Genomic DNA, 14905 nt, shown 5'->3' with positions numbered 1-14905 from the left:
TTCCTGGATTGGAAGGAGGGGCCTTTTCCTTGCCTGGGGGGAAGGGGCGTGAACGGGGCGGCCCCAGCTCAATCCTCGGGATGCTCCGTTTCCGCCGTCGCGCTGTTCAGCCCGCGCGCCACGCTCCACACGCCCATGGCGACGCCGGCCGTCAGCAGCACCGCCGCCGCCGCGCGCAAGGCCGGGCGGGCGGGGGCGGGCACCGGCACGCGTTTCCACACCGCCCAGGCTTCGTCCGGATGGTCGGGATCGGCGATGCGCAGCGTCGCGAAGGCCTGCTCGGTCAGGCTGGGGTCGGTGTCGGGAAGGGCCAGCAGGCGCCGGCCCTCCTCCTTGTTCAACTGGTCGATGGCGGCGGCGAGGCTGCCGGTCCGCTTGACCGTGGCGGAGAGCAGGACCGGCTCCACCCCCAGATGCTCGGCCAGCAGGCGGTCGCGGGTGGCGACGATGGCCTCCGACACCGCCATTTCCTCCGGCGCCGCCTCCACCGTCAGGTCGCATTCGGTGTCGTAGCCCATTGAGCGGTTGTTGAGGTTGGACGACCCGACCCGCAGCAGCCGCCCGTCCACCACGACGATCTTCGAATGCACGACGATTCCGGTCCCGGCCGGGGTGACCGGGGTCATCGCCCGCAACCGCCCGTGGCGGTCGGCCGCGCGCAGGCATTGCAGGGCCACCGAGCGCGGCGTGTCCATGGCCATGCGGTCGAACCAACTTGGGCTTTCCATCGGCACAATCAGCACAACCTCCGGCCCGTCCGGCTCGGACAGGCGGGCGGCCAGCGCGTCGGCGAGGCGGGCCGAGGCGAAATACTGGTTCTCGAGATAGATGGTCCGCTCCGCCGCCGCGATGGCGGCGAAAATCAGGGCCTCGCTCTCGCGGATCGCCGGGTGATCGGCGGTTTCCGGAACCGTGCGCGACACGCCCACGGTGGCGCCGGTCAGGGCCGGGGCGACGGTCCCGGGCCAGGGATCGGGATCGGGCGGAGAGCAGGGGGCCAGCGTCTCCCCGGTGGCGCAGCGCCAGCGTTCGCGGGCCAGATCGGCCAGCGCGGCGGCGGCGGCGCCGTCCACCATCATCATCGCGTCGTGGCGCGGTGCGTAGGCTTCGCCGTTCGGCCAGCAGCGGCGCGGCTCGTCGTCGCGGTGCTCGGGCGTGTCCCAGCGGTCGCCGGCCAGATCGATGCCGCCGCAGAAGGCCAGCGCGTCGTCGATCACCAGGATCTTCTGGTGCTGCGCGGCGCCGACCGGCAATTCGCCATCGAGCCGCGCGTTCAGCCGGTCTCCGGTGTGGCGGTCGAGATCCTCCAGCGGCTCGTGCGGGTGCTCCAGAGTGATGGGGAAGGGCATGTCCCATTTCAGGGCGCGCACGCGCAACTCCGGGCGCTCGGCCACCAACCGGGCTAGGAAATCGCCGAGCGGTTCGGGATGGTCCGGGTCCAGGCACATGCGCGGGTCGATGTCCCAGCCAACCAGGAGGATCGAGCGCTGCGCCTTCTCCATCGCGGCGCGGGCGGCGTCGAAAAAGGCGGCGCCGTCGATCAGCACGGCCAGCCGGTCGGCCCGCTCGACCCGCCAGCAGGTCTCGCCGGGACGCAGAACCGGGGGCTGGACTGGGGGCCGGACCGGGCGCCGGACCGGGCGCTGGGCGTGGCGGTCGCGTTTGGCGGGGGTCGCATCCGGCATGGTTGAGGGCGGCTCGGCATGGTGGGGGCTGGCGATGCAACCCCCTTGCAGCGCTCCGGTTCCACGGCCGCGGGTGGGGCTTTCGAGGGCTGTCCATTGGCGCGATTGCCTTCCCCAAAATGCTTGGGTGCCGGTGGAAACCATATCGCCGGGCGCCTGTTGAGGATGGGTGAAAGGGGCCGGACCCCCGGCGGGGTCAGAACCGGCCCCCGTTCCTTTCGGAAAGGCGCCCGAACGCGCGGCGTCGCCACCAGATGAGGAGATTTCGAGGATGCGTAACCTGATGATCGGCGCCGTTTCGGCGGTTCTCCTGATGACCGGCTCGGCCATGGCCCAGATGTCGTCGTCTCCCGCGACCCCGACCTATCCGGGTTCCACCACGTCGCCGTCGGCTGGCAACTCGACGGCCGGCCCCGCCAACCCGATCAACCCGGTTTCTCCCGGCACCGCCGGTTCGACCGGCACCATGACCAACGGTTCGGGCAGCTCCAGCAGCATGCCGGGCATCACGACCGCTCCGTCGGGCATGGGCAACGCCACCGGCAGCAACGTTCCGCGCGACAGCCAGACCGGCACCGGCACCCATTGTCCTCCGGGCACCCCGAACTGCGGCCCCGACCAATAAGGAGTCGAGGCTTTTCCCCGCTCCGTTTCGGCGGAGCGGGGACCCCGCGCGGAAAACGGGCGCGCCGGATCGGTCCGGCGCGCCCGTTTTCCGTTCCGGCTTCCTTTCCAAGGGTGGGGGCGCGGATCCGGCGTCGTCAGTCGGCGGCTTGCACGGCGTCCGGCAGCGGTTCGTAGGCGGGGGGATGTCCCAGCGCGGTGTCCACCAGCGTGCGGAACAGCCCCTGCTGGCGGCTGTCGGTGAGCAGGTATTCGGGGTGCCATTGCACGCCGATCAGAAAGGGCTCGGCCGACGCCTCGATGCCCTGGACGATCCCAGCGCGCTCGCGGGCGACGACCCGCAACCCGTCACCCAGCCGGTCCACCGACTGGTGGTGCAGCGCGTTCACCCGGCATTCGGCGATGCCCAGGATGCTGTAGAGCCGGCTGTCCGGCTCGATGCGGATGCGCTTGCGCGGCAGCACGGTGCGCATGTGCGGCGCTTCCTCGTAGATCGCGTGGATGTCCATGTGGAGCGAGCCGCCGCGATGCACGTTGATCATCTGCGAACCCCGGCAGATGCCGAGCACCGGCAGGCCCAGCTTGGCCGCGCAGTCCAGCGCGCGCATTTCCAGATGGTCGCGTTCCGGGTCGATGCGGATCTGCGGGTTCACCGATTCGCCGTAGAGCGTCGCGTCGATGTCGTCGCCGCCGCCGACCACCAGCGCGTCCAGCCGGTCGATGGGGTAGGTCTGCTCCGCCGTGATGCGGACGGCCGAGGCTCCGGCGCGGCGCAGGGCCAGCCGGTTCGCCCACCACGCGATGCGGCTGCCGTGGACCGAGGCGGTGAGCCCGACCACGGGGCGGGCTTTGCCGATCAGGGCGGCCATGGCGGTCCCTCCTTCAGCCCGCGACCGGGTCGATTGGGGTGGGGAGGCGGCTCGCCACCTCGGCCGCCCAGGAGTCCAACGCCTTGCGGGCGGCGAAGTCGCGGTAGTCGCGTCCCATTTGGTCGAGCCGTTCGCGGTCGGCGGCCAGTTCCTCCACCGCGACCCAGCGGTTCCAGTCGGCGGTCAGCGACCAGCCGGGATCGCCCAGCCGGGCGTTGGGCAGCCGGTAGTGGAAGGTCGGGCGCGGCCGGACATGGGGGTCGGCCATGGTGGCGGCCAGCCGGTCCGGGTCGAGATGGGCGAACAGCGGCAGCAGGTCCAACTCGCGGTTGCGGGTCGGGTTGGCGGCGAGGTAGTCGCCGATCAGCCGGTCGCGGTCGGGGCGGTAGTCCGGATCGACCACCGTCACGGCGTACTCCACCGGAAAGGCGGCGATGAAACCCGACAGCCGGCGCGTGGGGTCGACCTTGATCTCCCCGCGCAGCCAGGGCGCCAGGACCAGGAAGGCCTTCAGATGGTCGAGGATGTAGTCGCCGTCGGTCCGCGCCACCTCCGGGTTCAGGTGCATGCCGAAGGCGAAGAGCGGGCTGGCCTGCGTCCCGGCCGCGCCCCGCTCGCGGAGCGCGCCGACCAGCGCCTCAAGCTCCCCCAGCCGGTCGAAGGGCATCGGCGGGGTCGCGATCTCGAAGGGCATGACCAGACTGCCGATGTTGCCCCACAGAGGCCGCAGCGGGTCGAGGATCTTCGGTCCGCCGCCGGGATGGGCGGAGCGCATGTCGAGTTCCACCGTGAAGGTGCCGAAGCGGGTGCCGGCGATGATGCAGCGGTGGGGGTTCTCCTGGGTGACGGTTCCCCCATACAGCGCCCGCACGGCGGCGGCGGCCGAGGGGGCGTCGAGATCGGCGAACTCCAACTCGACGCCGACGCGGCGCGGTGAGCCGTCGGGAGCGGAGCGGAGCGGGGGGAGGATCGGGGGGATGATCATGGCGTCCGTTCAACACGCCGTGCCGGTGTCTGTTCCCGCGAACGCGAAACGGCCGGAGCGGTGAGGCTCCGGCCGTTGCGTCGTGATCCCCGAGGTTCGGCGGAGCTTACGCCGCGAGGTTGCGCAGCACGAAGTTCAGCACGCCGCCGTTCCGGTAGTATTCGACCTCGTCCAACGTGTCGATGCGCAGGTACAACTTGTGGCGCTCCTGGGTTCCGTCGGCGCGGGTCAGGGTGAGGTCCACGTCCTTGCGCGGGCGCAGGTCGTCTTCGATGCCGACGATGTCGAAGGTCTCCGACCCGTCCAGCCGCAGGTCGGCGCGGGTCAGCCCGTCCTTGAACTGCAAGGGCAGGATGCCCATCCCGACAAGGTTCGAGCGATGGATGCGCTCGAAGCTCTCGGCGATGACCGCCTTGACGCCCAGCAGCTTGGTGCCCTTCGCCGCCCAGTCGCGCGACGAGCCGGTGCCGTACTCCTTTCCGGCCACGACGACCAACGGCACGCCCTCGTCGGCGTAGCGCATGGCGGCGGTGTAGATCGGCAGGCGCTCGTTCGACGGGTAATGCTTGGTCTCGCCGCCCTCGACGCCCGGAACCAGCTCGTTCTTGATGCGGATGTTGGCGAAGGTGCCGCGCATCATGACCTCGTGGTTGCCGCGGCGGGCGCCGTAGCTGTTGAAGTCCTGCGGGCGCACCTGATAGCTTAGCAGATACTCGCCGGCCGGGCTGGTCTTCTTGATCGAGCCGGCGGGGGAGATGTGGTCGGTGGTGATCGAATCGCCCAGCACCGCCAGCGCGCGGGCACCCCGCACGTCCGACACGGCCCCCGGAGTCTTGCTGATGCCCGAGAAGAAGGGTGGCAGCTTCACGTAGGTGGAGCTGTCCTGCCACTGGTAGGTCTGCCCTTCGGCCGTCGCGATGGCCTGCCACTGCTCCGGCCCTTTGAAGACGTCGGAGTAGCGGCTGCGGAACATCTCGGCGGTCAGGGAGGCCTCGATGGCGTCCTGGACCTCGCGGTTGGTCGGCCAGATGTCCTTGAGGTAGACCGGCTGCCCGTCCGATCCGGTGCCGATGGCGTCCTTGGTCAGGTCGATCAGCATGTTGCCGGCCAGCGCGTAGGCAACGCAGAGCGGCGGCGAGGCGAGGTAGTTGGCGCGGGTGTGCGGGTTGACGCGGCCCTCGAAGTTGCGGTTGCCCGACAGCACGGCGGCGACGACCAGATCGCCCTCCTCGACCGCGCCGGCGATGGCGTCGGGCAGCGGGCCGGAGTTGCCGATGCAGGTGGTGCAGCCGTAGCCGACGACGTTGAAGCCGAGCGTGTCGAGGTAGGGCTGGAGCCCCGCCTTGGCGAGGTAGTCAGTGACGACCTGGGAGCCGGGCGCCAGCGAGGTCTTGACCCAGGGCTTCTGCGTCAGCCCCTTCTCCACCGCCTTCTTGGCGACGAGGCCGGCGGCGACCAGCACCGCCGGGTTGGAGGTGTTGGTGCAGGAGGTGATGGCGGCGATCACCACCGCGCCCTGGTCCAGCGTGTAGTCGGCGCCCTTGACCGGGACGGCCTTCCGCGGCTCGGCGGCCTTGAAGGCGCCGGTCAGCTCGGACCCAAAGGACTGGGCGGCGTTGGACAGGGCGACGCGGTCCTGCGGGCGCTTCGGCCCGGCCAGCGACGGCTCGACCGTGGACATGTCCAGCTCCAACGTCTCGGTGAAGACCGGGTCCGGAGTGCTGGCGTCGCGCCACATGCCCTGGGCCTTGGCGTAGGCCTCGACCAGCGCCACGCGGTCGGGGTCGCGGCCGGTGAAGGACAGGTAGCGGATGGTCTCGGCGTCGATCGGGAAGATGCCGCAGGTGGCGCCGTATTCGGGGGCCATGTTGCCGATGGTGGCGCGGTCGGCCAGCGTCATGTGATCGAGGCCGGGGCCGAAGAACTCGACGAACTTGCCGACGACGCCTTTCTTGCGCAGCATCTGGGTGACCGTCAGCACCAGATCGGTGGCGGTGTTGCCCTCCTTCATCCGGCCGGTCAACTTGAAGCCGACGACCTCGGGGATCAGCATGGAGATCGGCTGGCCCAGCATCGCCGCCTCGGCCTCGATGCCGCCGACGCCCCAGCCCAGCACGGCCAACCCGTTGACCATGGTGGTGTGGCTGTCGGTGCCGACCAGCGTGTCGGGGTAGGCGACCAGCTTGCCCGACGGATCGGTGTCGGTCCAGACGGTCTGGGCCAGATATTCGGTGTTCACCTGGTGGCAGATGCCGGTGCCGGGCGGCACGACGCGGAAGTTGTCGAAGGCCTTCTGGCCCCAGCGCAGGAAGGCGTAGCGTTCCAGGTTGCGCTCGAACTCCAGCACGACGTTCTTGTCGAAGGCGTCGGCGGTGCCGAAATAGTCGATCATCACCGAGTGGTCGATGACGAGATCCACCGGGACCAGCGGGTTGATCTTGGTCGGGTCGCCGCCCAGCGCCACCATCGCCTCGCGCATCGCCGCCAGATCGCAGACCGCCGGCACGCCGGTGAAGTCCTGCATCAGCACGCGGGCCGGGCGGTAGGCGATCTCACGGTCGGACCGCTTGTCGACCAGCCATTGGGCCATCGCCTTGACGTCATCGACGGAGACCGTGCGGCCGTCCTCGAAGCGCAAGAGATTCTCCAGCAGCACCTTCATCGAGAAGGGCAACCGCGACACGTCGCCCAGCCCCGCCTCCTCGGCGGCCTTGAGGCTGAAATAGTCGTAGCTCTTGCCACCCACATCGATGGAACGGCGGGTCTTCAGCGAGTCCTGACCGGTGAAAGTGGTCACGGGGTGTCTCCTTGGCTTGTCTTCTTGCGGCGACGGAGTCCGGTGAGCGGCGGCGACCGTGTGTCTTGAGCGCGAGATCTAGCGCGAAGCGCGCGCAAGATCAACGCGATGCCTCAAGAAAAGCGGCGTGTCGCGTCTGTCCACAGAGCATGTTGGGTCTTGTGGAGTACAGTACCAGTGGCCGATGAATTCAGACTTTGATCATACGACCATTTCGGATTACCCATCCGAAGGGCGGAGGTGCCACAAGGGAGCAAGTCGTTAAGCGGTCGGGTGATGGGCCTTTGTTCCGCATGCCGATGAGGATGGTGTCGGCGCGAAGGGTGGGGCGTGGAGGATCTTCGTTGAGCTTGCTGTATGGGGTAATGATTTTCTGACACAAATGAACACAGATTAATAAAGATAAAAAAGAGAGAATGGTATTCGGGGATGATTATGAATCATCCGTCTTATTTCATCTGTGTCTATCTTTGTTGAAAATAAAAACCAACGCAGCCCGTGCGTGCCGACAAGCGTCACGCCGGTTTCATCGCCACGTAGCGGCAGAACCGCAGCCCGTTGCCCAGCACGCGCAGCCGCGCCCACCACAGCTTCAATTCACGCGCCAAGGCGTTCAGCACGCGCCGCTCCGGCGCGCAGGTCTTCAGCGCCTCGCCCAGCTTGCGGACACGGTCGACGATCTGGCGGCGATGGAGTTGCGTCAAGTCCTCGGTGATGCGGAGATCCAGGTTCCGTTGCGTCAACTCGTCGGCCAGCCGGGTGCCGGTCCAGGGGTAGACCTCCATCGGCTCCTCCTCGCGCCAGCCGTTCCAGTTGTCCCAGGAGCCGGGCGTGCCGTCGATGACGTAGTCGAACATCAGGATGCCGCCCTTGGGCTTGACGCAATCGCCGATGCGGTCGAGGAACAGCTCCTTGTCGCGCACCCGGTGGACGATGCGGTCGGCCATCACGAGGTCGAAGCTGCCGGCTTGGTTGAAATGCTCCGGGTCGTAATGGGCGATGGGCGCCTTCTTGGACACGCCCAGCGTCTTAGAACGGTCCATCGCCAGCTTCGCCAGCAGCGGCGACGCCTCCAGCCCGGTCACCCAGGTGTCGCAAGCGTTCGCCAGCGCGCGGGCCGGGCCGCCCAGCCCGGCGGACAGGTCGAGCACGCTCTTGGCCGCGTTCAATCCGAAGGGTCGAACCGAGTCGACCATCCACTGGGCGTCGCCCGGCCCGGTCTGGTCCTCCCCCCACAGCAGCTGCGCGCCTTCGGTCCGGGCGGCCGACCACACCGGTTCGCCGTGGCGGTCGAGCTGCATCAGGGACAGCCGGTCGAGATCCTGCCGCAGGGCTTCCGCGGCGGCGTCGGTGGCGGCCGCCGGCAGCGGCGAGGTCGGGCCGGCGACCGGCAGGCCGGGGGCGTCGATGGGGCGCAGGTCGGGGCGGCGGTCGAGCGGCGACCGGGCGGGCAAACGGGTCGGCGGGCGGCGGGGCAGGCGGGCAAGGTCGTAGCCTTCCCACCAGGCGGCCAGCCGGGTGCGCCAGTCCGGGTTGTGCCAACGTTCGACGTCGCGCGGGACCAAGGCCGTTCCCTTTCCGATCGAACCCGAGATGAATGGCATTTTAGCCAAACCGCATTCTTGGGGCCGTCCCCACTTTCTATCGTGCAATATAGAAGTAAGAGGAGAGTTCTTTTCTGTCAAGAAACCAATATTTAACTCTTTTCTATTGGTTGAGATCAATTCTGCAAAAATTTTATGAAGTTTCTTCCTGGCGTGGCCGTTGCGGCGCTGGCCGGGCCTGCCTATAGTTCGAACGCAATCGATGGAGGGTTTTGGCGTGCCGCACGACACCGGCAATCCGGGGGACAATCCCGAGGGCAATCCCTGGACCGTGCTGACCAGCACGATGAAATACGAAAACCCCTGGATCGAGGTGATCGAGCACACGGTGCTGACGCCGAAGGGGACTCCGGGCATCTACGGGGTGGTCCGTCCGCGCAGCCTCGCCACCGGCGTGATTCCCATCGACGACGAGGGCAACGTCACCCTGGTCGGCCAGTACCGCTTTCCGCTGGAACAGTACAGTTGGGAAATCCCGGAAGGCGGCGGAGAAAAAGGTGTCGATCCGCAGGTCTCGGCCGCCCGCGAGCTGCTGGAGGAGACCGGCCAGACGGCGCGGCACTGGATGCCGCTGATGACCCTTCATTTGTCCAACTGCATCACCGACGAGGTGGCCTATACCTTCCTGGCCTGGGGGCTGGAGCAAGGCGCCGCCTGCCCCGACGACACGGAGGTTCTGGCCACCCGACGGGTTCCCTTCGCCGAGGCCGTCGCCATGGCGATGCGGGGCGAGATCACCGACTCGATGGCGGTGGCGAGCCTCTTCAAGCTGCGCCTGATGGCGGACGGCGGGCAATTGCCCGACGACGTCGCCCGCCTGATCCGCCCCTAGACCTTCGGACCGCGATGCTGCTTCCCCTGGACAACCCGAACGACGGCCCGGCCGTCGCCATCGATTTCGAGACCGCCAACGAGCTGCGCACCAGCGCCTGCTCCATCGGCGTCGCCTGGATCGACAAGGGCCGGGTCACGGCGACGGAGGAGCATCTGATCCGTCCGCGCGAGATGCGTTTCAACCCCTTCAACTCGGCCATCCACGGCATCCGCGCCGATGACGTGGCCGATGCCCCGGAGTTCCCGGCGGTGTGGGCGCGCCTGCGCGCGCGGATGGAGGGGCGGCTGATCCTGGCCCACAACGCCTCCTTCGACCTCAGCGTGCTGCGCCACACGCTGACCGATTACGGGCTGGACTGGCCGGACTGCTCGTATCTGTGCACGGTGGTGCTGGCGCGCCGCGCTTGGCCGACGCTGACGGCGCACAAGCTGAACCATCTGGCCGATTTCCTGGGCATCGCGCTGACCCATCACCAAGCCGGCAGCGACGCCGAGGCCTGTGGCCGCATCGCGCTGGCGGCGGCGCGGGAACTGGGGCTGGGCGGGCTGTCGGAGATCGCCAAGGCGACCGGCATCACCTTCGGCCGGCTGACGGCCGGCGGCTACAGCCCGTGCAAGGGCGGCAAGGCGCCGCGCCGCCCGCGGGCGGTGGTGGCCTGAGCGAGGCGAGGGGCTTCCCTCGCCCCTGAAACCTTCACGCCGCCCCGGCGCTGGCCATCATGCGGCGCAGGTCGTTCGGGTAGACCGGCTTGTGCAGAATCTGGAAGCCGTTGCGCTCGGCCTCGCGCAGGCGTTCCGGGGCGGTGTCGCCGGTCAGGATGATGCCCGGCACGTCCTTGCCCACCATCCCCTGCACCGCGACCAGGGCCTCCGGACCGGTGCGGCCCTGCTGGAGCTGGTAGTCGGCCAGCACGATCTGCGGGCGGCGGCCGTCGGCGCGCAGGCGTTCCAGCGCCTGATCGCCCGACTTGGCGGTCAGCACGTCGTAGCCCCAGCCCTCCAGCATCGCCTTCAGGCCCAGCAGGATGATCGCCTCGTCGTCGATCACCAGCACCACCCCCTTGGTGGCGCCGTCGTTGGCGACCGAGCGCAGGGCGAGCGACGCGGCGGCGGCGGCGGTGCCGCCCGAGCGGGTGGCGGCCGGGTGGGCGATGGCCGGCCGGGCGGCGGCGCGCGGCGCGCCCCCCAGCACGACGCGCGGCAGCTCCACCGCGAAGACCGAGCCCTTGCCCTCCGTCGAGCGCACCGTCACCCGGTGGCCGAGCAGCCGCGACAACCGCTGGACGATGGCCAGACCCAGCCCCAGGCCGCGCTCGTTGGGTTCGCCCAGCTGGGTGAACTCCTCGAAGATGTCCTCGAGCCGGTCGGCGGGGATGCCGACGCCGCTGTCCCACACCTCGACCCGGACCCCGGCGGCGGTGCGGCGGCAGCCCAGCAGGATGCGGCCGGTCTGGGTGTAGCGCAGGGCGTTCTCCACCAGATTGCGCAGGATGCGCTCCAGATGGGCGGGGTCGGTGCGGACCCAGGCGCGGGTCGGGATGGCGCGCAGCTCCAGCCCCTTCTGCGCGGCGCGCGGGCCGTATTCGACCACCAGCCGGCCAAGCAGCTGGTTCAGCCGCACGTCGGTCGGGGCCACGGCGATCTTGCCCGATTCCAGCCGCGACATGTCGAGCAGCCCGTCCAGCAGGGTTTTCAGCGAGTCGAGCCCTTGGCGCATGCTTTCCAGCATCGGCAGGCCGGGGTGGCCCTGCAGCCGGTCGGCCAGAGCGGCGGCGAACAGGTAGAGCGACTGCACCGGCTGGCGCAGGTCGTGGCTGGCGGCGGCGAGGAAGCGCGACTTGGCCTCGTTGGCGCGGTCGGCCTCCTCCCGCGCGCGGCTCAGGTCGGCCTCGGCCTGCTTGCGGGCGGTGACGTCCACGGCGGCGCAGGTCACCCCCTCCACCCGGTCGCCGACCCGCAGCGGATCGACGGTCAGGTCGAAGAAGCGGTCCTCGCCCTGGCTGCGGATGGAGATTTCGGCGCGGGCGCCCTCGCCGGTCTCCAGCACGCGGCGCTTGAGCGCGGTGGTGCGGTCGGCGTCCTCGGCGCGCTCGAACAGGTCGTGGTCGGTGCGGCCGAGCATCGCCTCCGGGCTGCGGCCCAGCATGGCGGCGTGCGCCCAAGTGTAGCGCAGCTCGCGGTCCTGGTTGAAGACCACCACGCCCGAGTTGCGCAGGCCGGTGCGGAACCGTTCCTCGGCGACCCGCAGGGCCTCCTCGGTGCGCTTGCGCTCGGTGATGTCGATGCCCGACGCGATCAGGTGGGTGACGCGGCCTTGCTGGTCGAACATCGGGGTCAGCCCGACGTCGACGCTGAGCGTCCGGCCGCCGGCGACGCGGATGTCGGCGTCGAAGCGGTCGGCCGTTCCGGCCGCCGCGCTGGCCACGGCGGCGCGCAGCCGCGCGCGCCCGTCCTCGTCGAAGGACAGCCAGCAGATCGAGTCGAAGGGACGGCCGACGATGTCCTTCAGGGGCAGGGCAGCGGCCTCGGCGGCGGCGTGGTTGATCTGGGCCACCACCCCGTCGGGCGTCAGCACGCCGATGAAGGCCGGCAGCGCGTCGAGCACGGCGCGGGTGTGGCGTTCGGACTGGCGCAGCGCCGCCGCGCGGGCCTCCACCGTGTCGGCCATGGCGTCGAAGGCGCGGCCGAGCTGGCCGATCTCCGACGAGCGGTCGGGCAGGTTGGCGCGCGCCGACGTCTCCCCGGCGCTCCAGTCGCGGGCGGCGCGGACCAGCGCGTCCACCGGGCGGCGGATGAACAGGGTGCCGCCGATCCAGGCGGCGGCGGCGGCGACCAGGAAGCCGACCAGACTCATCATCAGCCCGTCGCGGGTGGCGCGGTCGGCGGCGCCCATGGCGGTGCGCTGGTCGATGCCGACGCTGACGAACAGGTCGGGCACCCCGACGGCGGCGGGGGAGAAGGCGGTGACGCGCGGCACGCCGTCCAGCCCGTCGAGCGTGGTCACCCCGTCCGCCGTGCCGCGCAGCAGGCGCAGATGGGCTTCGGGAAGACGCTCGCCGGATTGGGCGACGCCACCGGGCAGCTTGACCAGGATCGTGCCGGCCCGGTCGGCGACGGTCAGCGTGGCGTTGTCCGGCAGCGGGCGCGCCGCGAAGTTGGCGGTCAGCCACGACACGTCGAGCGACAGGGTGACCACCCCGGCGGGCTTGCCGGCGTCGTCGTAGAAGGGGGCCGCCATCGGCAGCTCGCCGCCGGTTTCCCCGGAACGGCCCGGCGTCCATTCGCCGATGACGAAGCGGTCCTCCGCCATCGCGCGGCGGAAATGCGGCTGGCCGGCCAGGGAGACGCCGATGCTGGAGGGATCGCCGCTGCACAGCACCCGGCCGTCGCCGCCCGCCACCGAGGCGGTGCGGTAGTCGGCGGAGCGCTGGGCCAGCCGGTCCAAATACTCCTGGCAGCGCGCGGTGTCGCCGCTGCGCAGGAAGGAGGCCTCGGTCACGGCGGTGACCATCAGGCGGGCGCTGTCGACGATGCGGGATTGTTCGCCTTCCACGAGGCTCAGCATGCGTTCGGCCTGGGCGGCGACCTCCGCCTCGCGCTCGGCGCGGAACTTCAGCACGCCGTGAACCTGGATGCCGATGGCCGGCAGCACGGCGAGGAGGACCAGGACGAAGAGGCGTGCCAGAAGGGTCATGGCGTCGACAGGCTCCCACCCGAAGCGGGCCGTACCGGACACCGTTCGTGCCCGTCGCACCGCAGATCCTGGAATAGCCCTATCATGGTTAAATCAAGGTTAATTGAGGCAAACGATTCTAGGACCGTACAGTTATCCCCGGCCGTCGCAAAGGGACATGGCTTGGGAAAAAGGCAATAGTCCAAGAAAATATCATAAAATTTAAGATATATGATCTTTGGGTGGTCGGTTTTGCGAAAGTTTCAATGGAGCGATCCAGTAGATTCCTAAAGTTGGATCGATCCTGAGTCCATCGATTGCGTCAGGGGGCGCGGTGTTCCGCCCAGCCGGCGGCGCGCACGGCGGCGGCGTGGCTGCGGCTGACCGGAACACGCAGACCGTTGCTCAAGCGCAGGACAAGCTTGCCGTCCGGCCTGCGCTCCACCCCCGTCACCGCCGACGCGGCGACCCAGTGGGACCGGTGGACCTGCAAGCCGTCGATCCCGTTCAGCGTGGCGATGGCGTCGCGCAGCCGCATCAGGACCAGATCGCTGCCCGCCGTGGTGTGGACGCGGACGTAATGGTCCTCCATCTCCAGCGCCAGCAGTTCGCGCCCGAGCCGGTCCGGGATGCGGTCGAGGAAAGGGGCGGTGAGCGGGGCGGGGGAAACGGGTGCCGGTGCCGCGACCGGTGTCGCTTCCACGGGGTCCTCCGCCTGCGGTGGATGCCCGAGCAATCCACGGGCGTGCAGCTCCAGCCGGATCGGCACGGCGGACACCAGCAGGGTAACGACCAGGACGTAGCCATACAACTCGACCAACCCCAGCGAGGCGGCGACGCTCGACCGGCGCAGCTCGTGCTCCAGCGTGGCGACCAGCAGGGTCTGGACCAGGCTGACGGTCAGCACCGCCGCCCCGAGCATCAGCGGCCATGTCCGGGCGTGGTCGGTCAGCACGCGCTGGGCGACCAGCATGACCAGATCGAACAGCAGCGCCCCGACGGCGATCAGTCCACCCCAATAGGCCAGCCGGGCGGGCAGCGCCATGTCCTGGAAGGTCCCGAACGGCCCCAGGATGGTGAGGGCGGCGACGGTGACGCCCAGCACGGCGAAGCGGTGGGTCAGCATCCGGCTCGGGGCGCCGTTGGCGGGCGGCCCCTGGAAACGACCGGTCGCTTCACGCATCGCGAACCGCCTTCCGTCGCGTTTCGCGAAGCGGAGCCGTCCGTTGCCGCAAGCGGGCTGGCGCCCCATGGGGACGCCGATCCGCAATGCGGCGGTCCCGGAGACCGGCCGGCGACGCCCATGGACGCCATGGGAAAACCAGGGGAGAGACGACCGATGACCGCACCGCTGAAGACCGCCTTTTGGACCGTTCCGCTGACGCTGCTGGCGCTGGTGGGCGCCGCCGCCGACGTTGACGCCGGGGAGCTTCGCGCAACCATCCACAACGTCAAGCCCAATCAGGGGAGGCTGATGGTCGCGCTCTACGACAGCGAGGCCGCCCGGCAGGCCGACCGGCCCTGGGCCGGGCAGTTCCTGCCCTCGACCGGGTCGGAGCTGACGGTGGTGTTCACCGGCCTGCCGCCGGGCCGCTACGGCGTCGCCGTCTACCAGGACCGCGACGGGAACGGCCGGCTCGACACCAATCTGGTCGGCATCCCGACCGAGCCCTATGGTTTCGGCATGCCCGGCCCGGCCCCGCGCCTGCCCCCGTCCTTCGACCGGTTCGCCTTGACCGTCGCCGCCGATGGCGTGGTGACCACGGACGTCCGGATGACTCCGTGATCCGACGCCTTCGGCGCCGTGCCGAAACGGAAACGGGCGGCCCCTTCC

11 protein-coding genes are annotated in these 14905 nt (G+C 69.6%); 4 read left to right on the top strand and 7 right to left on the bottom strand.

Annotated elements, in window-relative coordinates; genetic code table 11:
• Positions 1-68: 68 nt before the first annotated feature.
• Positions 69-1685, bottom strand: a complete 1617-nt coding sequence (locus EJ913_RS07730) for a phospholipase D-like domain-containing protein (RefSeq protein ID WP_126996430.1) — start codon at positions 1683-1685, stop codon at positions 69-71.
• A gap of 271 nt (positions 1686-1956) precedes the next feature.
• Here EJ913_RS07730 and EJ913_RS07725 point away from each other — a divergent pair, with 271 nt between their 5' ends.
• Positions 1957-2310 carry a hypothetical protein gene (locus tag EJ913_RS07725; protein ID WP_126996429.1) on the top strand — a complete coding sequence of 118 codons (354 nt, stop codon included), beginning with the start codon at positions 1957-1959 and terminating at the stop codon, positions 2308-2310.
• Positions 2311-2446: 136 nt separating this feature from the next.
• On the opposite strand, the gene EJ913_RS07720 is transcribed toward EJ913_RS07725, so the two are convergent.
• The 4 genes from EJ913_RS07720 to EJ913_RS07705 form a co-directional block, all read right to left on the bottom strand.
• A complete protein-coding gene (locus EJ913_RS07720; RefSeq protein WP_126996427.1) occupies positions 2447-3178 on the bottom strand; it encodes a gamma-glutamyl-gamma-aminobutyrate hydrolase family protein in 732 nt (243 codons plus the stop codon).
• 13 nt (positions 3179-3191) lie between these two features.
• A complete protein-coding gene (locus EJ913_RS07715) occupies positions 3192-4163 on the bottom strand; it encodes an amidoligase family protein (protein ID WP_126996425.1) in 972 nt (323 codons plus the stop codon).
• A gap of 106 nt (positions 4164-4269) precedes the next feature.
• Positions 4270-6960 (bottom strand): aconitate hydratase AcnA, encoded by a 2691-nt coding sequence (acnA, locus tag EJ913_RS07710; protein ID WP_126996423.1) that lies wholly within the window; start codon positions 6958-6960, stop codon positions 4270-4272.
• A 515-nt stretch (positions 6961-7475) separates the two neighbouring features.
• Positions 7476-8525 carry a class I SAM-dependent methyltransferase gene (locus EJ913_RS07705; RefSeq protein ID WP_238521159.1) on the bottom strand — a complete coding sequence of 350 codons (1050 nt, stop codon included), beginning with the start codon at positions 8523-8525 and terminating at the stop codon, positions 7476-7478.
• Between the two features lie 256 nt (positions 8526-8781).
• On the opposite strand from EJ913_RS07705, the gene EJ913_RS07700 reads away from it, so the two are divergent.
• Together EJ913_RS07700 and EJ913_RS07695 are read left to right on the top strand one after the other, a co-directional pair.
• Positions 8782-9396, top strand: coding sequence for an NUDIX domain-containing protein (locus tag EJ913_RS07700; protein ID WP_238521160.1), 615 nt, complete (start codon positions 8782-8784; stop codon positions 9394-9396).
• A 14-nt stretch (positions 9397-9410) separates the two neighbouring features.
• A complete protein-coding gene (locus EJ913_RS07695) occupies positions 9411-10058 on the top strand; it encodes a 3'-5' exonuclease (protein WP_126996417.1) in 648 nt (215 codons plus the stop codon).
• A 34-nt stretch (positions 10059-10092) separates the two neighbouring features.
• Here the strand turns inward: EJ913_RS07695 and EJ913_RS07690 are convergent, their stop codons facing one another.
• Together EJ913_RS07690 and EJ913_RS07685 are read right to left on the bottom strand one after the other, a co-directional pair.
• Positions 10093-13092 carry a PAS domain-containing protein gene (locus EJ913_RS07690; RefSeq protein ID WP_126996415.1) on the bottom strand — a complete coding sequence of 1000 codons (3000 nt, stop codon included), beginning with the start codon at positions 13090-13092 and terminating at the stop codon, positions 10093-10095.
• A 301-nt stretch (positions 13093-13393) separates the two neighbouring features.
• Complete coding sequence (locus tag EJ913_RS07685; RefSeq protein WP_244939281.1) at positions 13394-14254, bottom strand: LytTR family DNA-binding domain-containing protein; 861 nt, start codon at positions 14252-14254, stop codon at positions 13394-13396.
• A 156-nt stretch (positions 14255-14410) separates the two neighbouring features.
• Between EJ913_RS07685 and EJ913_RS07680 the strand changes: the two genes are divergently transcribed.
• Positions 14411-14857: a DUF2141 domain-containing protein gene (locus tag EJ913_RS07680; RefSeq protein ID WP_126996413.1), complete on the top strand. Its 447-nt coding sequence runs from the start codon at positions 14411-14413 to the stop codon at positions 14855-14857.
• Positions 14858-14905 lie beyond the last annotated feature (48 nt).

It is taken from the genome of Azospirillum doebereinerae (genome assembly GCF_003989665.1).
In the GTDB taxonomy this organism is placed as follows: Bacteria; Pseudomonadota; Alphaproteobacteria; order Azospirillales; family Azospirillaceae; genus Azospirillum; species Azospirillum doebereinerae.
Note: the sequence above shows the minus strand (reverse complement) of the source record. Positions and strands in the feature narration are given on the sequence as shown.